Annotated in this window: 16 protein-coding genes; 8 read left to right on the plus strand and 8 right to left on the minus strand. The window is 71.9% G+C overall.

Annotated features, from left to right (window positions below; genetic code table 11):
* Nucleotides 1–189: 189 nt before the first annotated feature.
* Entirely contained in the window at nucleotides 190–1,629 is a 1,440-nt protein-coding gene (locus AW271_RS11415) for a serine/threonine-protein kinase (protein ID WP_157554028.1), read from the minus strand.
* Complete coding sequence (locus AW271_RS11420; protein ID WP_062335711.1) at nucleotides 1,616–2,620, minus strand: LacI family DNA-binding transcriptional regulator; 1,005 nt, start codon at nucleotides 2,618–2,620, stop codon at nucleotides 1,616–1,618. The genes AW271_RS11415 and AW271_RS11420 overlap by 14 nt, the downstream gene beginning before the upstream one ends.
* Before the next feature lie 286 nt (nucleotides 2,621–2,906).
* Between AW271_RS11420 and AW271_RS11425 the strand changes: the two genes are divergently transcribed.
* A complete protein-coding gene (locus AW271_RS11425) occupies nucleotides 2,907–3,572 on the plus strand; it encodes a DUF305 domain-containing protein (protein WP_062335713.1) in 666 nt (221 codons plus the stop codon).
* A 73-nt stretch (nucleotides 3,573–3,645) separates the two neighbouring features.
* Here the strand turns inward: AW271_RS11425 and AW271_RS39610 are convergent, their stop codons facing one another.
* A complete protein-coding gene (locus tag AW271_RS39610) occupies nucleotides 3,646–4,245 on the minus strand; it encodes a hypothetical protein (protein WP_157554029.1) in 600 nt (199 codons plus the stop codon).
* Between the two features lie 53 nt (nucleotides 4,246–4,298).
* Between AW271_RS39610 and AW271_RS11435 the strand changes: the two genes are divergently transcribed.
* A complete protein-coding gene (locus AW271_RS11435; RefSeq protein WP_062335716.1) occupies nucleotides 4,299–4,982 on the plus strand; it encodes a response regulator transcription factor in 684 nt (227 codons plus the stop codon).
* Nucleotides 4,983–4,985: 3 nt separating this feature from the next.
* Here the strand turns inward: AW271_RS11435 and AW271_RS11440 are convergent, their stop codons facing one another.
* Nucleotides 4,986–6,224 (minus strand): macrolide family glycosyltransferase, encoded by a 1,239-nt coding sequence (locus tag AW271_RS11440; RefSeq protein ID WP_218008032.1) that lies wholly within the window; start codon nucleotides 6,222–6,224, stop codon nucleotides 4,986–4,988.
* Here AW271_RS11440 and AW271_RS11445 point away from each other — a divergent pair.
* The 3 genes from AW271_RS11445 to AW271_RS11455 all read left to right on the plus strand — a co-directional run bounded on the left by AW271_RS11445 (nucleotide 6,223) and on the right by AW271_RS11455 (nucleotide 11,365).
* The gene (locus AW271_RS11445) at nucleotides 6,223–7,506 is read left to right on the plus strand and encodes a HAMP domain-containing sensor histidine kinase (RefSeq protein ID WP_062335718.1); all 1,284 of its coding nucleotides are present in this window, start codon (nucleotides 6,223–6,225) and stop codon (nucleotides 7,504–7,506) included. The two genes, AW271_RS11440 and AW271_RS11445, sit on opposite strands and share 2 nt — an antisense overlap.
* 23 nt (nucleotides 7,507–7,529) lie before the next feature.
* The gene (locus AW271_RS11450) at nucleotides 7,530–10,604 is read left to right on the plus strand and encodes an ATP-binding protein (RefSeq protein ID WP_062335720.1); all 3,075 of its coding nucleotides are present in this window, start codon (nucleotides 7,530–7,532) and stop codon (nucleotides 10,602–10,604) included.
* Between the two features lie 62 nt (nucleotides 10,605–10,666).
* Nucleotides 10,667–11,365 (plus strand): oxygen-binding di-iron domain-containing protein, encoded by a 699-nt coding sequence (locus AW271_RS11455; RefSeq protein WP_062335722.1) that lies wholly within the window; start codon nucleotides 10,667–10,669, stop codon nucleotides 11,363–11,365.
* Nucleotides 11,366–11,560: 195 nt separating this feature from the next.
* Here AW271_RS11455 and AW271_RS11460 read toward each other — a convergent pair whose 3' ends face one another.
* Nucleotides 11,561–12,490: an alpha/beta fold hydrolase gene (locus AW271_RS11460; protein WP_062335724.1), complete on the minus strand. Its 930-nt coding sequence runs from the start codon at nucleotides 12,488–12,490 to the stop codon at nucleotides 11,561–11,563.
* Between the two features lie 132 nt (nucleotides 12,491–12,622).
* Between AW271_RS11460 and glgX the strand changes: the two genes are divergently transcribed.
* Genes glgX through treZ form a run of 3 tightly spaced genes read left to right on the plus strand, consistent with a single transcriptional unit; the run spans nucleotide 12,623 to nucleotide 18,621 of the window.
* Entirely contained in the window at nucleotides 12,623–14,719 is a 2,097-nt protein-coding gene (gene glgX / locus AW271_RS11465; RefSeq protein WP_062336418.1) for a glycogen debranching protein GlgX, read from the plus strand.
* 38 nt (nucleotides 14,720–14,757) lie between these two features.
* On the plus strand, nucleotides 14,758–16,938 hold the full coding sequence (gene treY, locus AW271_RS11470; protein ID WP_245653030.1) for a malto-oligosyltrehalose synthase: 2,181 nt from the start codon (nucleotides 14,758–14,760) through the stop codon (nucleotides 16,936–16,938).
* Between the two features lie 3 nt (nucleotides 16,939–16,941).
* Nucleotides 16,942–18,621: a malto-oligosyltrehalose trehalohydrolase gene (gene treZ, locus AW271_RS11475; protein ID WP_062335726.1), complete on the plus strand. Its 1,680-nt coding sequence runs from the start codon at nucleotides 16,942–16,944 to the stop codon at nucleotides 18,619–18,621.
* On the opposite strand, the gene AW271_RS11480 is transcribed toward treZ, so the two are convergent.
* From AW271_RS11480 to AW271_RS11490, 3 genes are read right to left on the minus strand one after another with little or no spacing between them, the layout of a single operon-like run.
* Complete coding sequence (locus tag AW271_RS11480; protein ID WP_062336422.1) at nucleotides 18,608–20,401, minus strand: alkyl/aryl-sulfatase; 1,794 nt, start codon at nucleotides 20,399–20,401, stop codon at nucleotides 18,608–18,610. The genes treZ and AW271_RS11480 overlap by 14 nt on opposite strands.
* Nucleotides 20,402–20,439: 38 nt before the next feature.
* Nucleotides 20,440–21,381, minus strand: coding sequence for a YbgA family protein (locus tag AW271_RS11485; protein ID WP_062335727.1), 942 nt, complete (start codon nucleotides 21,379–21,381; stop codon nucleotides 20,440–20,442).
* The gene (locus AW271_RS11490) at nucleotides 21,378–21,866 is read right to left on the minus strand and encodes an RNA polymerase sigma factor (protein ID WP_062335729.1); all 489 of its coding nucleotides are present in this window, start codon (nucleotides 21,864–21,866) and stop codon (nucleotides 21,378–21,380) included. The genes AW271_RS11485 and AW271_RS11490 overlap by 4 nt, the downstream gene beginning before the upstream one ends.
* Nucleotides 21,867–21,917 lie beyond the last annotated feature (51 nt).

The raw sequence follows: 21,917 nt of genomic DNA on the forward strand, positions 1-21,917 counted from the left end.
GGGTTTTGCGCGGGGAGAAACGCGGATCGTGCGGACACGTGCGGGGGCCCGCACGATCGGTCTTTACCGTGCCGGGTCAGAACCGGAATTCGCCAGCCCGCGTTCCACGGAGTGGACCGCGGGGGGCTTTTCGCCGCTTTCCGCAAAGGTCGGATGGAATGGCCTCCCGCGCGGCCCTCAGGAGCCCGCTCAGGTCCCCTTGGCCGCGAAGGCGGCCGACAGCCGGTCGAGGGCCCTCTCCAGGCGGGTCTTGAAGGCGGGCGTGAGGACCTGCTCCCGCAGCCGGTCGTCGAGCTTCCTGCGGAGGTTGGCGACCGCGTTCGCGTCGTCGTTGGCGATCATGTTGCGCAGTTCCAGCCGCAGGTCGTCGGCCGCGTAGCCGGCGATGTGGCCGGTCTCGTCGCCTTCGGCCACCAGGCGGTCGAACTCCGCCGCCGCCGACGGCACGGTCGGGGCTCCGGGCGCGGGGCTGGCCAGCGGGATGGGGCCCAGCGTCGACCCGGGGCGCGGGGTGGGCCGCGGCGGCCGGGTCTTCGGCGGGGGTTTCGGCTCGTCCTCCGGGCCCGGCGGCGCGCCCGCGTCGGTCGCCTCGGGCTCGGCCGTCTCGGGGGCCGGGTCGAAAACGGGCACGCTGTGGTCGGCCGGAGCTCTGGCGGTGGCCTGGCTCGTGGGGGTGACGCTCAGGGTGATGTCGGCCGCCAGGCCCGCCGGGGTGCCCGGTTGCTGGACGAGCAGGACGCCCAGCGCCAGCACCCCCGCCACCGCCGCGCCCCATTTCACCCAGCCGGGCTCGCGTTCGGCCTCGCCGGGCATCAGGGCGGCGGCGACCTCGCGGGCACTGGGCCGTTCCGTCGGGTCAGGCGACAGACAGCGGCGGCAGAGGGCGGAGATCTCGTAGGGGAGGCCGGGCACGCCGTCGGGCCCCGGTGGGGGGCCGTCGCGGCGGGCCTGTTCGATGCCCTCCCAGGTCGTCTCGGGATAGGGCGGGCGGCCCTTGAGCATCTCGTACAGCAGAACGCCCAAGGAGTAGACGTCGACCGCGGGCGCGGCCGGTAACTCCTTGAGGCGTTCAGGGGCCACGTAGGGCGGGGTGCCGAAGTCCTTGACCAGCTCGTCGTCGGCCTCGCCGGCGAACGCGGCGATGCCGAAGTCGAGCAGCTTGGCGCCCTCGGGCGTGAGCAGGACGTTCTCCGGCGTCACGTCACGGTGCACGATGCCGCGTTCGTGGGCGGCGGCGAGCACCAGGGCCAGGCGGGCCGCGGTGGCGGCGGCCTCCTCCCAGGGGAGCGGGCCCTCGGCCAGGCGATCGGCCAGGGACCGGCCCTCCAGGAGGCGCATGACGACGTAGGCGGCCAGGCGTCCCCGGGGGGTGACCGTCTCGCCGTAGTCGTAGACCTCGATGGCGTCGGGGTGGATCAGCCGGGCGGTGGCCCTGGCCTCCCGGCGGATGAGTTCCCGGCCGGGGTTGTCGCCGTCGAGGGACGAGTCGAGCAGCTTGATGGCGACGGTCCGCTGGAGAGACTGGTCGAACGCCTTCCAGATGACCGACATGCCGCCCGTCGCTATCCGCTCCTGGAGCAGATAGCGACGGGTCAGGACATCGCCTTCGGCCAGCTCAGGTCGATTCACGGACGATCAGTTCCGTGGGCAGGACGGGGTTCCCCTTCGGCGACTCGCCTTCGGCGAGGGCCATGAGGAGCATCCGGGCGGCCAGGGCCGCCTGTTCCTCTACGGGCTGGCGGACCGTGGTGAGCGTCGGCGAGGTGTGCCGCGCGATGGGGGCGTCGTCGAACCCGACCACCGCGACGTCGTCGGGCACCTTGCGCCCGGCCCGCCGCAGCGCCTGGATCGCGCCGGCCGCCATCACGTCGGACGCGGCGAACACCGCGTCCAGCCGGGGCGCGCGTTGCAGCAGCCATTGCATGGCGTGCGCGCCCGAGGCGTGGGTGAAGTCGCCGTACGCGACGGGCATGTCGGTGACCCCCGCGTCGCGGAGGGTCTCCCGGAACCCGTCGAGCCGGTCTCTGGCCGCCGGGAGAGTCGGCGGCCCCGCGATCGTGGCGATCACCCGCCGGTTGCCCAGCAGCAGGTGCTCGGCGGCCTGGCGGCCTCCGTCGCGATTGTCCATGTCGACGTACGGGAGGTCCACGCCGTCCGGCGGACGCCCGGCACTGCGGACCGGGATCCCCGAGGCGGCGAGTGTCACGGCGAGCGGGTGGCGGGCCCGCGCCCCGATCAGGAGCACCCCGTCGACGGCCCCCGCCACGAGCGGCGGGGCGGCGATCGCGGCGGTCGCCGGAGTGGCCGTCATGACCACGAGGGGGACCCCGTGGCCGGCGAAGACCTCTTCGGCGGCCGACAGCAGCCGTGCGTAGTACGGCTCGGTGAACAACCGAGGCGTCTGCTCACAGACCACTGCGGCGACGATCTGGTCCGTACGGCGCGCGGTGGAACCCCGAGGGGCTCTCCGGCGGACGTACCCCAGGCGCGACATGGCGTCGTGGACCTGTCGCCTGGTGCTTGTTGTCACTCTGACCGAGCCCGTCAGGACTCGGGAAGCGGTTGCCGGGGAGACGCCAGCAGCGGCGGCTACCTCTGCGAGGGTGGGAAGATCGGCCATCCGGTCTCCTCAGGCCCGAAGTGTGTTACGCGGCGGCTTGGGAGCGCTCCCAAGAACGTATCACTGTTTCGTGCGTGTCAACAGAGGTTTCAAGTGGATGAAACCTTTCATCGATTTTCCGCCCACTTGCGCATGATCGCAGGCTAGAACACGTGCTCCGGAAGCGCATCATGGTTTGACCGAAAGAGTTAGGAGAGTTCGGTGAGTGGCAAGATACGGGCGTTCCGTAACCGTTCGCCCTTTAGCTGAACACTCCCTTATGCGGGTTTCGGTAGGGTCTCGCCCCATGACGACCTTCCGCCGGATCGCCGTGCCCGCCGTCGCGGCCATGGCGCTGATCTCCGGGTGTTCCTCCGAGAGCGGCACCGACGCCACGCCGCCCCCGGCCGCCACTTCCTCCGCCGCCGCCATCCCCACCGTGACGGCGTCGCAGGAGCCCCAGGCGAGTGAGCCGGTCGAGGAGCCGACGGCCACCGAGGAGCCCGAAGCCGTCGCCGAGACCGGTCCCAACGAGACCGACAAGACCTTCGCCGCCACCTTGATCACCCACAACCTGCAGGCTTACGACCTGACCGGCCTGGCCGGGACCGCCGCCGGCGACCAGTGGATCCGCGACTTCGCCGCCGAGATCCGGGCGGCGCGCGAGCCCGAGGTGGAGACCCTGAAGGGGTGGCTGGCCGACTGGAAGGTGGAGCCCCTTGAGCGCGGGAAGCCGATGCCGGGCCTGATCTCGGACAAGGACATGGCCGACCTGGCCGCGTCGGCGGGGGCGGTCTTCGACGAGCGTTTCGTGGCGTTGATGATCCAGCACCAGAAGGGGGCGCTGGCCCTGGCCGAGGAGGAGGCGACCGGCGGGGCCTACGGGCCGGGGGTGCAGATGGCCAACGCGATCATCGAGGCGGGGCAGAAGCACCTGAAGGAACTGCAGAAGTATCAGAAGTCGCTGAAGTAGCTTCTCGAATGGTGGAATGGGGCGGCTTTGGCCGCCCCTTTTTTTATGCTTTGTTGTTGTACGAGTAAGGAGGTCAGGTCTCGTAGGTGTCGAGCCTCGGGGGCAGGGCGTTCCAGGTGCAGAAGGCCGAGGACTCCTTGCCGTCCTTCAGGAACGTGATCCGCAACCAGTGGGGCTCCGTCCACGTCTGGAGTTCCCAGCCCTCCGCCGGGGTGGCCGACACGATCCGGCAGTCGGTCTCGCCCACGGCCACGGTCGCCCGGCCGCCTCTGAGGGTGAAGGTGTGCATCTTCTCCTCCGGTGCCCGATCCGCGGCCGGATTCGCGGCCGGGGTCTGCTGGGCGGGCCGCTCCGGGGCGCTCGGCGTCCGCGTCGCCGTCGGGCGGCTGCTCGTGGCCGGCTTCTTCCTCGGCCTGGGCGTTGGTTCGGATGTTGGGCCGGGCGTCGCGGTCGTGGAAGGGCGAGGTGAAGAGGGAGTCGGGGAGTCCTCCGGTGCGGGGGGACGGTCGCGCTGGACGCCCGACGCCAGGTCCGGGGCCGCGACCACCAGAGGGGTCAGCGGTTCTCCCTCTCCGAGGGCCGTGCGCAGGACGCCGCTCACGCCGAACCAGGCCACTCCCACGGCGAGGGCGGTGGCTCCGCACCAGGCCACGATGTACCCGATCGCACGCATATGGCGGCATTATCCCCGAAAGACCATTGATCCGTGTCGTAACGTGTGGGGCCATGGCGACGGTTCTGGTGGTGGAGGACGACGAGTTCGTCCGGTCGGCGATCATCCGCGATCTGGGAGGCCGCAGCCACGCCGTGCGCAGCGCCGGCGGCGCCCTCGACGCGCTGCGCGACATCGCGCACTTCCCGCCCGACGTGGTCGTGCTCGACCTGGGCTTACCCGACCTCGACGGGGCCGAGGCGCTGAAGATGTTGCGGGCCATCTCCGACGTGCCGGTCATCATCGCCACGGCGCGCGACGACGAGGCCGAGATCGTCCGGCTGCTGCAGGACGGCGCCGACGACTATCTCGTCAAGCCGTTCTCCGGCGACCACCTCAACGCCCGCATCGAGGCCGTGCTGCGGCGGGCGCGGACCGCCCCGGCGACGGCGGCGATCCGCGTCGGCGGGCTGACCGTCGACACGGCCCGGCGCGAGGCGGCGCTCGACGGGCGGCCGCTGGAGCTGACCCGCCGGGAGTTCGACCTGCTGGCCTACCTCGGGGCGCGGCCCGACCGGGTCGTCTCCCGCAAGGAACTGCTGACCGAGGTCTGGCGGCAGTCGTACGGCGACGACCAGACGATCGACGTCCACCTGTCGTGGTTGCGGCGCAAACTCGGGGAGAGCGCGTCGAGCCCCCGTTACCTGCACACGGTGCGGGGCGTCGGCGTCCGGCTGAGCGCGCCTCAGGATCGATGACCTTCAGGGTCGGAGCAGCGCCTCCACCAGGTCGGCGGCCTTCGCCGTGCCGCCACCGGCGTGCAGGTCCTCCTTGATGGCGGCCAGGCGCGCCGCGACCCCGGGATCGGAGGTCAGGTCGAGCAGAGCCTGGCGCAGCCGTTCCGGGGTGGCCTCGTCCGCCGGGACGTGCAGCCCGACGCCGAGCTCCTGGAGGCGGTCGGCGTTCTGGAACTGGTCGGCCGCCTGCGGCACCGCGATCATCGGCACGCCGTGGTAGAGCCCCTCCCTCGTGCCGCCCATGCCGGCGTGGGTGACGAACGCCGAGGCTCGGGCCAGGATCGCCAGTTGCGGCACCCACGGGTGCACCTCGACGTCGCCGGGCACCTCGCCGAGCACCGCGGGGTCGGTGCGGGCGCCGATCTGCAGCACGACGTGCCACCCGATCCCCGAGAACGCCTCGACGCAGTTCCGGTAGAACTCCGGCCGGTCGGTGAAGGCCGAACCGAGGGACACCAGCAGCACGGGCCTGTCGTCCGGCGGTGTCCAGTCGCCCTGGTGGGCGCGGTCGGCGAGGGTCGGCATGACGAAGGAGACCCGGTCGGAGACCCGGTCGGCGTTGGGCTGGAGCACCTTCGGGATCAGCGCGACGCAGCGTTCGGGACGGCCGGTGAACTGGTCGCAGGGGATCTCGACGCCGTTCGCGGCCAGCCACGACGTGAAGTCGGCGTAGTAGTCGTCGCCCCCGGGCACCGCGCGGACCATCGCCTCGACGCCGGCGGCGACCTCCTCCTCGTAGCCCTCCCAGGCGACGTAGGTGGGCGAGAGCTGGATGGCCGGGATGCCGTGCTTACGGGCCAGCACGTGCCCGGCGTAGCCGCCGATGTCGTACATGACGACGTCGGGCCGGTCGTCCTCGTAGAGCTTCTCCACCTGCGGGAGCACGTGGACGGCCTCGTCGAGGAAGCACCGGAAGGCCATCAGGAGGTCGTCGTCGGCGTAGGGCCACGGCCGGCCCGGCGGCGGGAAGACGGAGTCGTGCGGCAGCGGCTCCGCGCCGGAGGCCGCGACCGCCTCGGTGAAGTCGGCGGTGGTCGGGAAGGTCACCCGGTGACCGCGCCGGACCAGCTCGGCGATGACGGCCAGCGACGGGTTGACGTGGCCGTGCGCGGGCACGGCGAACATGGCGATGTGAGCCACGGTGAGGGCCTCCAGATGGGAATCGACGAGTTTACGGCACCACGCCGTATATTCCTGTCCCATGCGCAGGAGCCTGGCGCTCGTCGCCGTCGCCGTGACGGCCATGGTCGCGCTCGCGTTCCTGGTCCCGCTGGCCGCCGCCGTCCGGCAGGCCGCCGAGAGCCGGGCGCTGAACGACGCCGAACGCCAGGCCAGCATGATCGTCCCGGCGCTCGTCGTCACCACCGACCCCGAGCGCCTCGAACCGGCGCTGGCCAGCACCGCCGCCGGGGGCGCGAGCCGGCTGGCCGTGCATCTCGACGGCGGCTCGGTCGGCGTCAGCCGGGTCAGCGGGCTCGACCCCGCCACCGCCCGCGCCCAGACGATCCGGGTCGCGGGCGGGTTCGCGCTGCTCCGCCCGGTCGCGCTCGACCGGGGAGGCAGGGCGGTCATCGAGGTGTACGTCCCCGACGCCGCCCTCAGCAGGGGAGTGGCCGCCTCGTGGGCGGTGCTCACGGGGGTGGCCGTCGCGCTGGTCGCGGGCTCGGTGGTGGTGGCCGACCGGCTCGGGTCGCGGATGGTGCGGGCGACCCGGTCGCTGGGCGAGGCCGCGAGCGCCCTGGGCGCGGGCGACCTGTCGGTGCGCATCACCCCGGCGGGGCCGCCGGAGCTGGTCGCCGCCGGGCAGGCGTTCAACACCATGGCCGACCAGGTCGCCGGGCTGCTCGCGGCCGAGCGGGAACTCGCCGCCGACCTGTCCCACCGGCTGCGCACCCCGCTCACCGCCCTGCGCCTGCACGTCGGCAACCACGGCCCGGCCGCCGAGCAGGTCGACCGGCTCGAACGTGAGGTCGACGCCATCATCGAGACCGCACGCCGGCCCTCCCGCCCGGTGCAGGGCTGCGACGCCGCCGCGGTGCTGACGGAGCGGCTCGCCTTCTGGTCGGCGCTGGCCGAGGACCAGGGCCGGCCGTGGGATCTGCACGGCGCCGAGGAGCCCGCCAAGGTGCCCGTCGCGGCGGCCGACCTGAGCGCGGTCATCGACGCCACCCTCGGCAACGTGTTCCGGCACACCCCCGAACGCACCGCCTTCACCGTCACCCTCCACCAGGGCTCGGGCATGGTCGGCATCCTGGTCGCCGACGCCGGGCCGGGCATCGACGACCCGGCGGGCGCGCTGGAGCGCGGCCGCAGCGGCGCGGGGTCGACCGGTCTCGGGCTCGACATCGCCCGCCGGCTGGCCGAGTCGACGGGCGGCCACCTCAAGGTCGACCGGTCGCCGCTGGGCGGCGCGGCCATCCAGATCTGGCTCCGTACGACCGGCCCGCGACCGGCGCGCCGGTTGTTGCGCAGAGCCGGACATTAGCCCTTTTTCGGTAGCATCCCCCAATGGAATTCCGGGTGCTCGGGCCCATTTCGGTGATCGGCGCCGACGGCGTCGCCCTTGACATCGGACCGCTCCAACAGCGGTCGGTGCTGGCGCTCTGTCTGCTGGCCTCACCCCGGCCGGTGACGGTGACGCGCATCATCGACGCCCTGTGGGAGGAGGAGCCCCCGGTCAGCGCGGTCAACACCGTGCAGGCGTACATCTCGAAGTTGCGGCGGGTGCTCGAACCGGGCCGGTCGCGCCGGGGCGCCGCGGCCGTGCTGGTCGGGCGGGCCGGCGGCTACGCCCTCGACATCCCCGACGGCGACGTCGACCTGCGCCGGGTGAGCGCGCGGGTCGACGAGGGGCGGCGGCTGCTCGGGGCGGGCGACGCCGGGAAGGCGGCCCGGGAGTTCCGGCTGGCACTCAGTGAGTGGCGCGGCGACGCGCTGACCGGGTTCGAGAACCTCCCCTGGGCGCGCGAGGAGCGGGTGGCCCTCGACGAGCTGCGGCTGACCGTCGTCGAGGAGGCCAACGAGGCCGACCTCGCGCTCGGCCGGGGGTCCGAGCTGGTGCCGGAGCTGGTGCGGCTGGTGGCGGCGTACCCGACGAGAGAACGGGTCAGGAGACACGCCGCGCACGCCCTCTACCAGGCGGGCCGCCAGGCCGACGCGCTCGCCCTGCTGGCCGAGGGGCGGCGGCTGCTCGTCGACGAACTCGGCCTCGACCCCGACCCGCGCACCCGCGAGCTGGAGGCGCGCATCCTCGCCCAGGACGCCGCGCTCTCGCCGACGGTCGCGGTCAGGGTGGCCGCCCAGCCCCCGGCGGCGGAGATCCTGGGCCGCTCGGCCGAGCTGGCCCGGCTGGCCGCCGCCGTCGAGGCGCCGGGACACCGGATCGTGCTGGTCGCGGGGGAGCCCGGCATCGGCAAGACGAGCCTGGTGGAGGCCGCCGCCCATCGCGCGCCCGGCGCGCGGGCCGTCGTCGGGCGCTGCTGGGACGGCGGCGGCGCGCCGCCGTTCTGGCCGTGGGTGACGGCGCTGCGCGAACTGACCGGCCGCGACGGCGAGCTGGCCGAGATCACCGCCGCCACCGGCGAGTTCCCCCTGTACGAAGCCGTCGCCCGCCTGGTCAACGCGGCCGGCCCGGCGGTGGTCGTGCTCGACGACCTCCAGTGGGCCGACGCCGCCTCGTTGCGCCTGCTCGACTTCCTGGCCACCACCCGCTCGTGCCCGGGGCTGACCGTGCTGGCGACCTACCGCGACACCGAGGTCGGTGAGTCGCTGGCCCGCACGCTGGCGGCGCTGCGCCGCCTGCCCCACGTCGAGGGCGTGACCCTGGGCGGGCTGCCCGAGGACGCCGTGGCCGAGTACCTGGCCCGCTCGGGCGGCGACCCGCTGAAGGCCGGGGTGGAGTTGCGGCGGACCGGCGGCAACCCGTTCTTCCTCGGCCTGGGCGACACCCCGGGCGCGATGGCCGAGGTGCTGCGCGGACGGCTGGCCGCGCTGCCGCCGGGCGCCCACGACGTGCTGAGCGCCGCCGCGCTGATCGGCCGGGAGACCGAGCTGGGCGTGCTGCTCGACGTGCTCGACTTGCCGCAGGACCAGGTGCTCGACGTGCTCGACGCGGCGGTGCAGGCCCGGCTGCTGACCGAGCGGCAGCTGACCTATTCGTTCGGCCACGACATCGTGCGCGAGGTGCTGCGCGACGGGCTCGCCCCGCTGCGCCGCCGCCGCATGCACGCCCGGGTCGCGGCCGTGCTCGAAGGCCGCGGCACCCAGCCCGGGGAGCTGGCCTACCACTACCGCGAGGGCCTGGTCATCTCGGGCATGGCCGCCAAGGCCATCACCTACGCCCGCGCCGCCGCCCGGCACGCCGCCGGCCAGTTCGCCCACGAGGACGCCGCCGTCCACCTGGAGCACGCCGTGGCCCTCACGGGCCAGCTGCCCGTCACCGACCTGGCGCTCCGCTGCGACCTGCTCATCGAGCTAGCCGAGGCGCTGACCGTGGCGGGGCTCAACTCCCGCGTCCACCCGGTGCTGGACGAGGCCGTCGCCGTCGCCGACGACCTGGGCGACGGCGAACGCCTCGCCCGCGCGGCCCTGGGCTTCTCCGACCCGCTGGTCTGGGCCATGTACGAGGAGCTGAACGCCACCGCCGTCCTGGTCGAGCGCATCGACCGGGCGCTGAGCGGGGCGGGCGCCCGCTGGCGCTCCATGCTGCTGTCGGCCTCGGCGATCATCGGCGCCTTCACCCGCCCGATGGACGACAGCCGCGCCCTGGCCGCCCGGGCCATCGAGGAGGCCCCCGACGACCGCTCGCTGCTGCGGGCGCTGAGCGCGGCCGAACTCCTCTCGCGCGGCGTCGCCCCGGTCGAGGAGCGCGCGGCCCTGCTCGACCGGATGCGCGGCGTCGGCGTCGACCTGGTCGACGAGTGGCTGGTCCGGGAGGCCTGGTACGTCGAGCTGTTCACCCAGGGCCGCTTCGACGAGGGCCGGCCGATCCTCGACTGGCTGCGCCGGACCGCCGCCGAACTGCGCCGCCCCGCTCTGGTGGGCCTGGCGGCCTGGCAGGCGGCGATCAGGGCGTACATGCTCGGAGACCTGGCCCTGGCCGAGGCCGAGGCGGCGGAGGCCGCCCGCGCCCACCCGGAGGGCGGCCGGGGCCCGAAGTCGCGCGCCGACCTGATGCGCGCCCTGCGGCTGCGCGCCGAGGGCGACTCGGCGGCGGCCCTGGAGATCGTCCACCAGGAGCAGATGTGGACGGTCCTGCGCTGCGCCCTGCTGCTCGACGTCGGCCGGGAGGAGGAGTCGAGGGAGATCTTCGCCGCCCTGTCGCGCGACGGCTTCGCCGTGATGGTCGGCGACCTCGCCTACCGGATCGTCCCCGACCTGCTCACCGAGCTCATCGTGGCCTTCGGCGATCAGGAGGCGGCCCGGGCCCTCTACCCCCACCTGGAGGTCTGCGCCGGGCGCGTGCTCGGCTGGGCGGTGGCCGACCGCTGCCTGGCCCGCCTGGCCGACGTGCTGGGCCGCGACTCCGCCGCGCTGCGGAAGTCGGCCGACGAGTTCGCCCGGCGGGCCGGCCTGCCGCACTGACCGGCCCGGCGGCCAAGTGCCCGGCAAGAAACGGCCAAGCCGGAGCCGCGACGCTGGACCGCATGCTCGAACCGCATCGCATCGCCCCCGACACCGTGCTGGTCCCACGCCTCGTCCCGGCCGCCGACGGGTTCGGCTTCGTCAACACCATGGTGATCACGGGCCGGGAGCCGGTGCTGGTGGACACCGGCTCGGACGTGCACCGCGACCAGTGGCTGGAGGACGTCTTCTCCGTGGTCGAACCGGCGGACGTCCGCTGGATCTTCATCAGCCACGACGACCCCGACCACGTCGGCAACCTGACGACGACCCTGGACCTGTGCCCCCGCGCGACCCTGGTCACCGGCCGCCTGCGCCACCCTCCGCTCGATCCCCGGCGGCGCGTGCGCCACATCCGCGCCGACGAGTCGTTCCCGGCCGGCGACCGCACCCTCACCGCGATCCGCCCGCCGTTCTACGACGCCCCCGCCACCCTGGGCCTCTACGACACCCGGACGGGCGTCTACTGGGCGGCCGACTGCTTCGGCGCCGTGGTCCCCCACCCCACGGCCGACGCCGCCGACCTGCCCGCCGAGGAGCACCTGGAGTCGGTCGACCGCTTCGCCACGGCCCTCAGCCCATGGCGGGCCTGGCTGGACCCCGTGGTCTTCGGCGGGTACGTCGACCGGCTCGCCGCCATGGAACTCACCGCCCTCGCGACGGCCCACGGCCCGACGATCACCGACCGGCGGATCGGCCCCGCCTTCGACGTGCTGCGCTAGGTCGCCTGGCCAGTTGCGGACGCCTCCGTCCGCCACCTCGCCCTGGGTGATCCGCGCGTCGGCCTGTTCGTCCCGCACTTCCTGCCGCAGCCTCTCCCATCGCGGTACCGTCACCGCCCATGTAGTAGAGGTCTCTGGTGCTCTTCGGAGCGGTCTCGGGAATCCACGAGAAGAAACAGGTGAAAGTAAGACGGCCTAACTGCCACTCGAGGTCTCCGGGGGAAAGGTGTGGCCGGTGCGGAGGAACTCGCGCCACTTCTCCTGGTCGTACCGCTGGGGGTGGGTGCTCTTGACGAAGTCGACGACCGTCTCGACGAAGCGCTCGGGCTGGTCGTGGTGGGGGAAGTGGCCGGTCTGGGGGAAGACGGCCAGCCGGCTGCCGGGCATGGCCTGGTGGGCGACGGCCGCGTGGGCCGCGGGGATGACCGAGTCGTTGGCGCCCCAGATGATCAGGGTGGGCATGCCGGCCGTCAGGTAGCAGCGGTCGAGCATGGTGATCACCTGGCCGCTGAGGTCGACCCCGGCGCGCAGCGTCCGCATGAACGCCTGCCGGGCCGTCATGCTGGTCAGCCCCTGGTAGCGGGCCAGCACGTGGTCGAAGTCGGGGCCCATGCGCAGGCCTCGCTTCAGCAGCGGGGCGGCCAGGCGTACCAGGTGCTGGACGGGGGCCGAGGTGGCGACGGCGAGGCCGGTCTCGGCGGCGAGCGGGCCGGCGGCCAGCCGGAGCAGGGGGTGGACCTCGCGGCCGACGCCGCCGCTGCTCACCAGCACCATGCGCTCGCAGCGTTCGGGGAACTGGTAGGCGAACTGCATCGCGATGCCGCCGCCGAGGGAGTGGCCGACCACGGTCACCTCGTCGACGCCCAGAACGCCCAGCAGGTCGCGCATGCCGCAGGCGTAGGCGGCCACCGAGTAGTCGGCGCGGGGACGGTCGGAGTCGCCGTGGCCGAGGAGGTCGGGGGCGATCACGGTGTGGTGCTCGGCCAGCATGTCGATGACGGGCTTCCACGTCTCGGAGCTGTCGGCGATGCCGTGGATCAGCAGCAGAGGCGGCCCCGCCCCGGCTATCCGGTAGGCCCGCCTGTACCCGTGAACTTCGAGGAAGCGCACCTCGCTACTGTCCATACAAGATTGTTCTGCCAGGTTGTTGCTGGTTTGTAACGCGTCCGTTTCCCCACGAAACCGAGGTTTTCCCGGCCCGTGGGAGTAACTCGCGATATGCGGGCAAAGAGAGTCCCCGCGATGGAGCATATGAAGATGCGAGAGATCTGGCCGGGGGATCCTTATCCGCTCGGCGCGACATATGACGGCGCGGGCACCAACTTCGCGCTCTTCTCCGAGGTCGCCGACCGGGTGGACCTCTGCCTGTTCGACGACGAGGGCAATGAGGAGTGCGTGACCCTCTCCGAGGTGGAGGGCCACGTCTGGCACTGCTACCTGCCGGGCATCCAGCCGGGGCAGCGCTACGGCTACCGCGTGCACGGCCCCTACGACCCCAAGCAGGGGCAACGCTGCAACCCGCGCAAACTCCTGATCGACCCCTACGCCAAGGCCATCGAAGGCGCCGTGACCTGGGACCAGGCGGTCTACGGCTACACCTTCGGCGACCCGGCCAGCCGCGACGACAGCGACTCGGCCCCCTACGTGCCGCGCAGCATCGTCATCAACCCGTTCTTCGGCTGGGGCCACGACCGGCCGCCGCAGACGCCCTACCACGACACGGTGATCTACGAGGCCCACGTCAAGGGCCTGACGATCCGGCACCCCGGGGTGCCCGACCGGATCAAGGGCAGCTACGCCGCCATCGGCCACCCGGCGATCATCGACCACCTGACCTCGCTCGGGGTCACCGCGATCGAGCTGATGCCGATCCACCAGTTCGTCACCGACCACATCCTCGAGAAGCGCGGCCTGTCGAACTACTGGGGATACAACACCATCGGGTTCTTCGCCCCCCACAACGCCTACTCCTCCTCGGGGGAGCGCGGCGGGCAGGTCCTCGAGTTCAAGGCCATGGTCAAGGCGCTGCACGAGGCCGGCATCGAGGTCATCCTCGACGTCGTCTACAACCACACGGCCGAGGGCAACCACCTCGGGCCGACGCTCAGCATGCGGGGCATCGACAACGCCAACTACTACCGGCTGGTCGAGAGCGATAACCGCTACTACATGGACACCACGGGCACCGGCAACAGCCTGCTCATGCGCTCGCCCCACGCGCTCCAGCTGATCATGGACTCGCTGCGCTACTGGGTCACCGAGATGCACGTCGACGGGTTCCGGTTCGACCTGGCGTCCTCGCTCGCCCGTGAGCTGCACGACGTCGACCGCCTGTCGGCCTTCTTCGACCTCGTCCAGCAGGACCCGGTGCTCTCGCAGGTCAAGCTGATCGCCGAGCCCTGGGACGTCGGTCCCGGCGGCTACCAGGTCGGCAACTTCCCGGCCCGCTGGACCGAGTGGAACGGGCAGTACCGCGACACCATCCGCGACGTCTGGCGCGGCGAGCCCGCCCGGTTGCCCGAGTTCGCCTCCCGGCTCACCGGGTCGAGCGACCTCTACCAGCTCGACTCCCGCCGCCCGGCGGCCTCCATCAACTTCGTCACGTGCCACGACGGGTTCACGCTGGAGGACCTGGTCTCGTACAACGACAAGCACAACGAGGCCAACGGCGAGGAGAACCGCGACGGCGCGAACGACAACCGGTCGTGGAACTGCGGGGTCGAGGGCCCCGCCACCGGGCCGGTCGCGCAGCTGCGCGAGCAGCAGAAGCGCAACTTCCTGGCCACGCTGTTCCTGTCGCAGGGCGTGCCGATGCTCTCCCACGGCGACGAACTGGGCCGCACGCAGGGCGGCAACAACAACGCCTACTGCCAGGACAACGAGATCGCCTGGGTCGACTGGACCGAGAACTGGCTCTTCCTCGACTTCACCCGGCGCATCTCCAAGCTGCGCCGCGAGCACCCGGTGTTCCGGCGGCGGCGGTTCTTCTACGGGCGTCCGGTACGCGGCTCCGGCGACTCCCTGTCCGACATCGCCTGGCTGACCCCCTCGGGCACCGAGATGGAGGACCAGGACTGGAACAACGGCTACGCCAAGGCGCTGGCGGTGTTCCTGAACGGCGAGGCGATCACCGAGCCCGACAGCCGGGGCCGGCGGATCGTCGACGACTCGTTCCTGCTGCTCTTCAACGCCCACTACGAGGCGATCGAGTTCACCATCCCCAGCGACTACGGCGAGATGTGGGAGACCGAACTCGACACCGCGATGCCGATCGCGACCGGCACCCGGATGTGCCGGGCCGGCGAGGCGGTGCCGGTCGCCGGACGATCCGTGCGGGTTCTGCGCCGCTTGTGACGTTTCTGCCCGCTGAGGAGCGGGGTAAGGGGCCCATCGTGACGTCGACCTACCGTGTCCAGCTCACGCCTGAATTCGGCTTCGGCGAGCTGTCCGAGCTGACCGGTTACCTGCGCCGTCTCGGCGTCGGCGGTCTCTACCTGTCGCCGACGCTCCAGGCGGTCGCCGGGTCGCAGCACGGCTACGACGTCACCGACCACTCGCGCGTGCGCGCCGAGTTCGGCGGCGTCGACGGGCTGCGCAAGCTGGCCGGGCAGGGCTTCCGGATCATCGCCGACATCGTGCCCAACCACATGACGGTGCCGGTGCCCGAGTCGGGCAACGCCCAGCTCTGGTCGGTGCTGCGGCTGGGCCCCGAGTCGCCCTACGCCGCCTGGTTCGACCTGACCTTCCCGGTCGCGCTGCCGGTGCTGGGGGAGCACCCCGAGTTCACCGTCGACGGCGAGGTGCTGCGCTACTGGGACCACGAGTTCCCGCTGCGGCCGGGCACCGAGGGGCTGCCGCTCGGCGAGCTGCTGGCGGCCCAGCACTACCGCCTCGTCCCCTGGACCGAGCCGCCGGGCTACCGGCGGTTCTTCGACGTCTCGTCGCTCATCGGCCTCAGAGTCGAGGACAACGAGGTGTTCGAGGCCACCCACCGGGTCACCCTCGACCTGATCGACGAAGGGGTGATCGACGGGCTGCGGGTCGACCACCCCGACGGCCTGGCCGACCCCCGCGGCTACCTGCGACGGCTCCGACAGTTCACGTCGGTGCCGGTATGGGTGGAGAAGATCGTCATCGGCCGCGAGCGGCTGCCCGCCGACTGGCCCTGCGAGGGCACCACCGGCTACGAGGCCCTCAACGCGATCACCCGGCTGTTCGTCGACCCGGCCGGGGCCGAGAAACTGATCAAGACCTTCACGCTGCGCACCGGCGTCTCCGCCGACTACGACGCGGTCCGCTACGAGGCCAAGAAGCACGTGTTGTCGTTGTTCTTCACCGGCGAGGTCGACCGCCTCGAAAGCGCCCTGGGCGAGCCGGGCCTGCACGACGCGGTCGTCGAGATGCTGGCCGCGATGCCCGTCTACCGCGCCTACGTCAACCCCGGCGAACCCCCGTCGGCCGAGGCGGTCCGGCTCGTCGAGACGGCCGCCGCCGAGGCGGGCCGCCGCACCGACCCCGGCGCCGTCGCCCGGGTCGCCCACCAGGTCCTGTACGGCCCCGCCGAGGCCGTGACCCGCTTCCAGCAGACCTGCGGCCCCGTCATGGCCAAGGGCGTCGAAGACACCGCCCTCTACCGCTGGTTCCCGCTGGCCTGCCTCAACGAGGTCGGCGGCGAGCCCGACCACTTCTCGGTCACCCCCGAGGAGTTCCACGCCTTCTGCGCCGTGATGACCCCGACCACCATGACGACCCTGTCGACCCACGACACCAAACGCTCCGAAGACGTGCGGGCCCGGCTGGCCGTGTTGTCGGAGCTGCCCGACGTGTGGGCCGACGCGGTCGAGTCGTGGAGCGGCCAGGTCAGGTTCGACCCGGCCCTCGACTACCTGGCCTGGCAGTCGCTCATGGCGGCCTGGCCCATCGACGTCGACCGGTTCACGAACTACCTGCTCAAGGCGGCCCGCGAGGCGAAGACCGCGATCTCGTGGGTCGAGCCCGACCCGGTCTACGAGGCCGGGCTGCGCGACTTCTGCCGCAAGGCCGTCGAGGTCTGCGGCTTCTCGGTGGCCTCCTTCACCGCCGTGGTCGACCGCTACGCCCGCGCCAACTCGCTGGGCCAGAAGGTCGTCCAGCTGCTGATGCCGGGCGTGCCCGACCTCTACCAGGGCAACGAGACCACCGACTTCTCCCTCGTCGACCCCGACAACCGCCGGCCGGTCGACTACGCGTTCCGGCGCGCCCTGCTGGAGAACCCCGACGACAGCTGGGACGGGCAGAAACTCCAGACGGTGACCGCCTGCCTACGCGTGCGAAGTCGGTTTACGGCGAACGAGTCCTATACGCCGATCGAGGCCGGCGGTAACGCCATCGCCTTCGCGCGCGGTGACAAGGCGGTGGCCGTGGCGACGCGGCTGCCCGCCGCACTGGAGCGGCGTGGCGGGTTCGGCGGCGACACGATCATGTTGCCGCCCGGCCGATGGAGGTGCCTGCTGACCGGGGCCGAACACACCGGCCGGGTGCCCCTGGCCCACCTGCTCTCCCGATTCCCCGTCGCCGTCCTGGAAGGCAGCTGAAACATGTTCGAGGTGTGGGCCCCCACGGCGGAACGGGTCGAGATCGAGAGCGGCGGCAGCCGCCGCGACCTGACGGCCGACGGCGAGTGGTGGCGCGGCCCCGACCTGCCCCACGGCACCGACTACACCCTGTACGTCGACGGCGACGGCCCCTTCCCCGACCCGCGCACCCTCCGCCAGCCCTACGGCGTCGAAGGGGCGAGCCGGGCGTACGACCACGACCACTTCCTCTGGGGCGACCAGAACTGGCGCGGCCGCGACCTGCGCGGCGCGGTCGTCTACGAGCTGCACATCGGCACGTTCACCCCCGGCGGCACCTTCGAGGCCGCCGTCGCCAAGCTCGACCACCTGATCGACCTGGGCGTCGACTTCATCGAGATCATGCCGGTGGCGCCCGTACCGGGAAAGCGGAACTGGGGCTACGACGGCGTCGACCTGTGGGCGGTGCGGGAGGACTACGGCGGCCCCGACGGCCTGAAGACCCTCGTCGACGCCTGCCACCGCAACGGCATCGGCGTCATCCTCGACGTCGTCTACAACCACCTCGGCCCCTCGGGCAACTACCTGAGCAGGTTCGGGCCCTATTTACACGACTACAAGGGCTCCTACTGGGGCGACGCGGTCAACCTCGACGGGCCCCGCTCCGACGAGGTGCGCCGCTACTTCATCGGCAACGCCCTCCAGTGGCTGCGCGACTACCACATCGACGGCCTGCGGCTCGACGCCGTGCACGCCCTGCACGACAAGCGGGCCGTGCACTTCCTGGAGGAACTGGCCGCCGAGGTCGAAGTGCTGTCGGCCATCCAGGGCCGCCCGCTGACGCTGATCGCCGAGTCCGACCTCAACGACCCCGGCCTGGTCACCCGCTTCGGCCTGCACGCGACCTGGAACGACGACGTCCACCATGCCGTCCACGCCAACGTGACCGGCGAGACCCACGCCTACTACAGCGACTTCGGCGGGCCCGCCTCGCTGGCCAAGGTGCTGACCTCGGCCTACTTCCACGACGGCTCGTTCTCGTCGTTCCGCGGCCGCTCCCATGGCCGCCCGGCGACCGGGCTGCCCGGATGGCGGTTCGTGGTGTGCGCGCAGAACCACGACCAGATCGGCAACCGCCCGGCCGGCGACCGGATGACCGTCGACCAGCTGTGGGTCGCCTCGGGCCTGGTGCTGACCTCGCCCTTCACCCCGATGCTCTTCATGGGCGAGGAGTGGGGCGCCTCGACGCCGTTCTACTTCTTCACCGACCATTTCGACCCGGCCCTCTCCTCGACCGAGGGAGAACGCCGGGAGAAGGAGTTCGTCGATTTCGGCTACGACTGGAAGGCCCCCGATCCCCAGGACGAACAGACCTTCCTGCGCTCGAAACTCGACTGGTCGGAGAACACCGAGGAGGAACACGCCGCCCTGCTGGGCTGGTACCGCGACCTGATCGCCCTGCGCAAGTCCCACCCCGACCTGGCCGACCCGCGCTTCGAGCTGGTCAAAGTCGACTACGACGCCGACCGCCACTGGGTGGTGATCGAACGCGGCTCGATCCGCGTCGCGGCCAACCTGGGCGAGACCTCGGTCCCGGTCCGGGTCCCGCCGGGCCGCATCCTGCTGGCCTCGGACGAGGCGATCATCCTGACCGGCCGGGACCTCTATCTACCGCCGCTGTCCCTGGCCGTCATTCAGGTGTGACGATCGCGAACCCCGGGTCGGGGTCGTCGAGCAGGCTCAGCAGCCGGGTGAGCACGCCCAGGTCGCCCTCGTGGTCGCCCGGTTCCCGGCCGTTCAGGACCGCCAGGAACTCGGGCTTGGTCAGGCGGAGGCTGAGGTCGGCCGGGCCGCCGGGGCCGATGATCAGGGCGCCGTTCGACAACGTGGTGCGGCGCAGTTCGCCGGTGTCGGTGAGGTTCCAGTCGATCGACAGGGTCTCGTTCCACGCCTTCGGGCCGTTGACCCTGATCGCGACCGCTTCCAGGAGCTGGTCGAGGGAGAGCGCGGTCAGGACGTCGGCCGAGGCGGTCTCGGGGCCCGATCCGAGGGCCCGTTTGGCGGTCAGTTCCAGGGCGCCGGTCAGGTAGAAGTTGCGCCAGGTGCCGTTCTCGGCGCCCTGGCCCAGGCGGGTGTAGACCTCGGTCAGCCGGCGGCGGGCCTCGTGGTGGCCGGGCGCGGCGAAGACGGCGTGGTTGAGCAGGGTGGCGGCGAAGCGGAGGTCGCCGTCCTGGATGTAGCGGGTGGCCCTGGCGACCGTGGCGTCGGGGCCGCCGAGGCATTCGACGTAGCGTCTGGCCTGTTCGACGGGCGGGTGTTCCCACAGGTGGGCGGGGTTGCCGTCGAACCAGCCCAGGTAGCGCTGGTAGACGGCCTTCACGTTGTGGCTGACCGAGCCGTAGTAGCCGCGGGCGCTCCAGGTGGTCTCCAGGGCGGGCGGCAGTTCGATGCGTTCGGCGATCTCGGGGCCGGTGAGACCCTGGTTGATCATCCGCAGGGTCTGGTCGTGCAGGTACGCGTACAGGTCGCGCTGGGCGGTGAGGAAGGCGGCGATCTCGGCGCGGCCCCAGGTGGGCCAGTGGTGGGAGGCGAAGGCGACGTCGGCGTGGTCGCCGAACAGGTCGAGGGTCTGGGCGAGGTAGCGCGACCAGGCGCGGGCGTCGCGGACGGCCGCGCCGCGCAGGGTCAGGACGTTGTGCAGGTTGTGGGTGGCGTTCTCGGCCAGGCAGAGCGCCCGCTTCTCGGGGAACAGGAAGTTCATCTCGGCCGGGGCCTCGGTGCCGGGGGTGAGCTGGAAGACGATCCGGACGCCGTCGACCGTTTCGAGCTGGCCCGTCGCCGTGACGTCGATCGTCGGCGGGAGCAGGCTGACCGTGCCCTGCGAGGTGGTCAGGCCGAGGCCGCAGCCGATCTGGCCTTCGGGGGAGACGGGCAGCGGGGTGCCGTACATGTAGACGCTGCGCCGGGCCATGGCCGGGCCGGCGTACACGTTCTCGGCGACGGCGTGTTCCATGAACCCGGCCGGGGCGATGATCGGGAGGTCCCGGCCGTCGGTGACGCCGCGCACGCCGCCGTAGTGGTCGGCGTGGGAGTGGGTGTAGATCACGCCGGTGACCGGGCGGTCGCCCCGGTGGTCGCGGTAGAGGCCGAGGGCCGCCGCGGCGCATTCGGTGGAGATCAGCGGGTCGACGACGATCACGCCGCGTTCGCCCTCGACGAGGGTCATGTTCGACAGGTCGAGGCCGCGTACCTGGTAGACGCCGTCGGTGACCTCGTAGAGGCCCTGCTTGGCGCACAACCGGGCCTGCCGCCACAGGCTCGGGTTCGCGGAGTCGGGGGGTTCTCCGTCGAGGAAGCGGTAGGCGTCGGAGTTCCAGACGATCCGGCCGTCGGCGGACCTGATCACCCCGGGTTCGAGCCGGGCCACGAAGCCCCGGTCGGCGTTGTCGAAGTCGGTCTGGTCGTGGAAGGGAAGGTCGGCCATGAAACCGGCCATTCCCCGACAAAAGTAACGCTAGAGGCTCAATTCGGTACGTGGTTGCGGAGCCGCAGATCCGCCGGGAACGGTGCGAAGAAGGTCTGGTCGCGGACGTAGTCGGCGGCCTCGCCCTTGGCGTGGTGCAGCAGCAGCGTCATCGGCACGGTGATCGCCACCTGGTGCTCCTGGTAGGCCGCGATGACCTCCCGCAGGTCGGCCCGCCGGGCGTCGTCGAGCGCGTGGCCGACCATGCCCAGGCAGTGGTGCAGGGCGTTGACGTTGCGGCCGATCGACGACTTGCGGGCCAGGGTGCTCTGGAAGGCGATCGTGTAGTCGCGCTCCAGGTCCTCGCGCGGGGCGCTGCCCGCCTGCGAGACCACCCGCCCGGCCGCCCGGTAGCCCTCGGGGTCGTGGGCGAGCAGCTGCATCTTGTGGCACGAGTGGAAGGCGACCAGGTCGCGCGGTTTCCAGTCGGACTCGAACAGGGCGCGCAACCGGGCGTGGGCGAAGATCCGCTCGACGAACTGCTCGCGCAGCACGGCGTCGTTGAGGCGGCCCTCGTCCTCGATGGGCAGCAGGGGGTAGGCGTCGACGACCCGCTGCGCGAAGACGCCCTTGGTGCGGCGGACGGGGTGGTCGTTCTCGTACACGGGGATGCCGTGGATGCCGCAGGAGGGGCTCTTCGACTTGAAGACGTACCCGTCGACCTCAAGGGTGGCGATGCGCCGGTCGGCGACCTCGCGCATGGTGGCGGTCAGGTCGACGCGGCTCTTGCGGAGCATCAGCCGCTCGCTCTCCTCCGGGCGCTGCTCCAGGCGGAGCGTCTCGCGCGGGGTGCCCAGGCCCGCCTGGACCTCGGGGCAGAACGGCACCCAGTCGACGTGCTCGGTCAGCTCGCCGGCCAGGAAACGGTCGCGGCTGTGCCCGCCGTTGAACCGGACCGGCTCCCCGAGGAGACAACTCGACACGCCGACCCGGGGTCTCATGCGGCCTCGGTCAGCACGGACGAGAGCTTGTGCAGCGCCCGTGCGGTGCGGGCCTTGACGGTGCCCAGCGGCACGTCGAGGCGTTCGGCGATCTCGCGCTGCGTCAGGTCGCCGTAGTAGGCCAGCGTGATCGCCTCGCGCTGCACCTCGGGCAGGTGCCGCAGGGCGCGGCGCACCTGGTCGAGGTCGTCGAGCCGGCGGGCCGCGTCGACGTGGTCGCTCGGCTCGGGCACCCCGTCGAGCGGCACCGTCGCCGGGTGGCGGGCCCGCAGGTAGTCGATGGCCCGGTTGCGGGCGATGCCCAGCACCCAGCCTTCGAGGCTGCGGCTCGGGTCATAGCGCCGGCGCGACCGCCAGACCTCGCCGAACACCACCTGGAGCACGTCTTCGACGTCCTGCTGCGGGACGAAGTGCCGGAGATATCCGCGGACCAGCGGCGCGTGGCTTCGATAGCACTCCGTCACCGCCATCTCCTCGCCGTCCATGAGACCTCCCCGATCTGAGAACTTACTCAAAACCTATTCACACTCGGGCGT

It is taken from the genome of Herbidospora sakaeratensis (genome assembly GCF_001570525.1).
GTDB classification, from domain to species: Bacteria; Actinomycetota; Actinomycetes; order Streptosporangiales; family Streptosporangiaceae; genus Herbidospora; species Herbidospora sakaeratensis.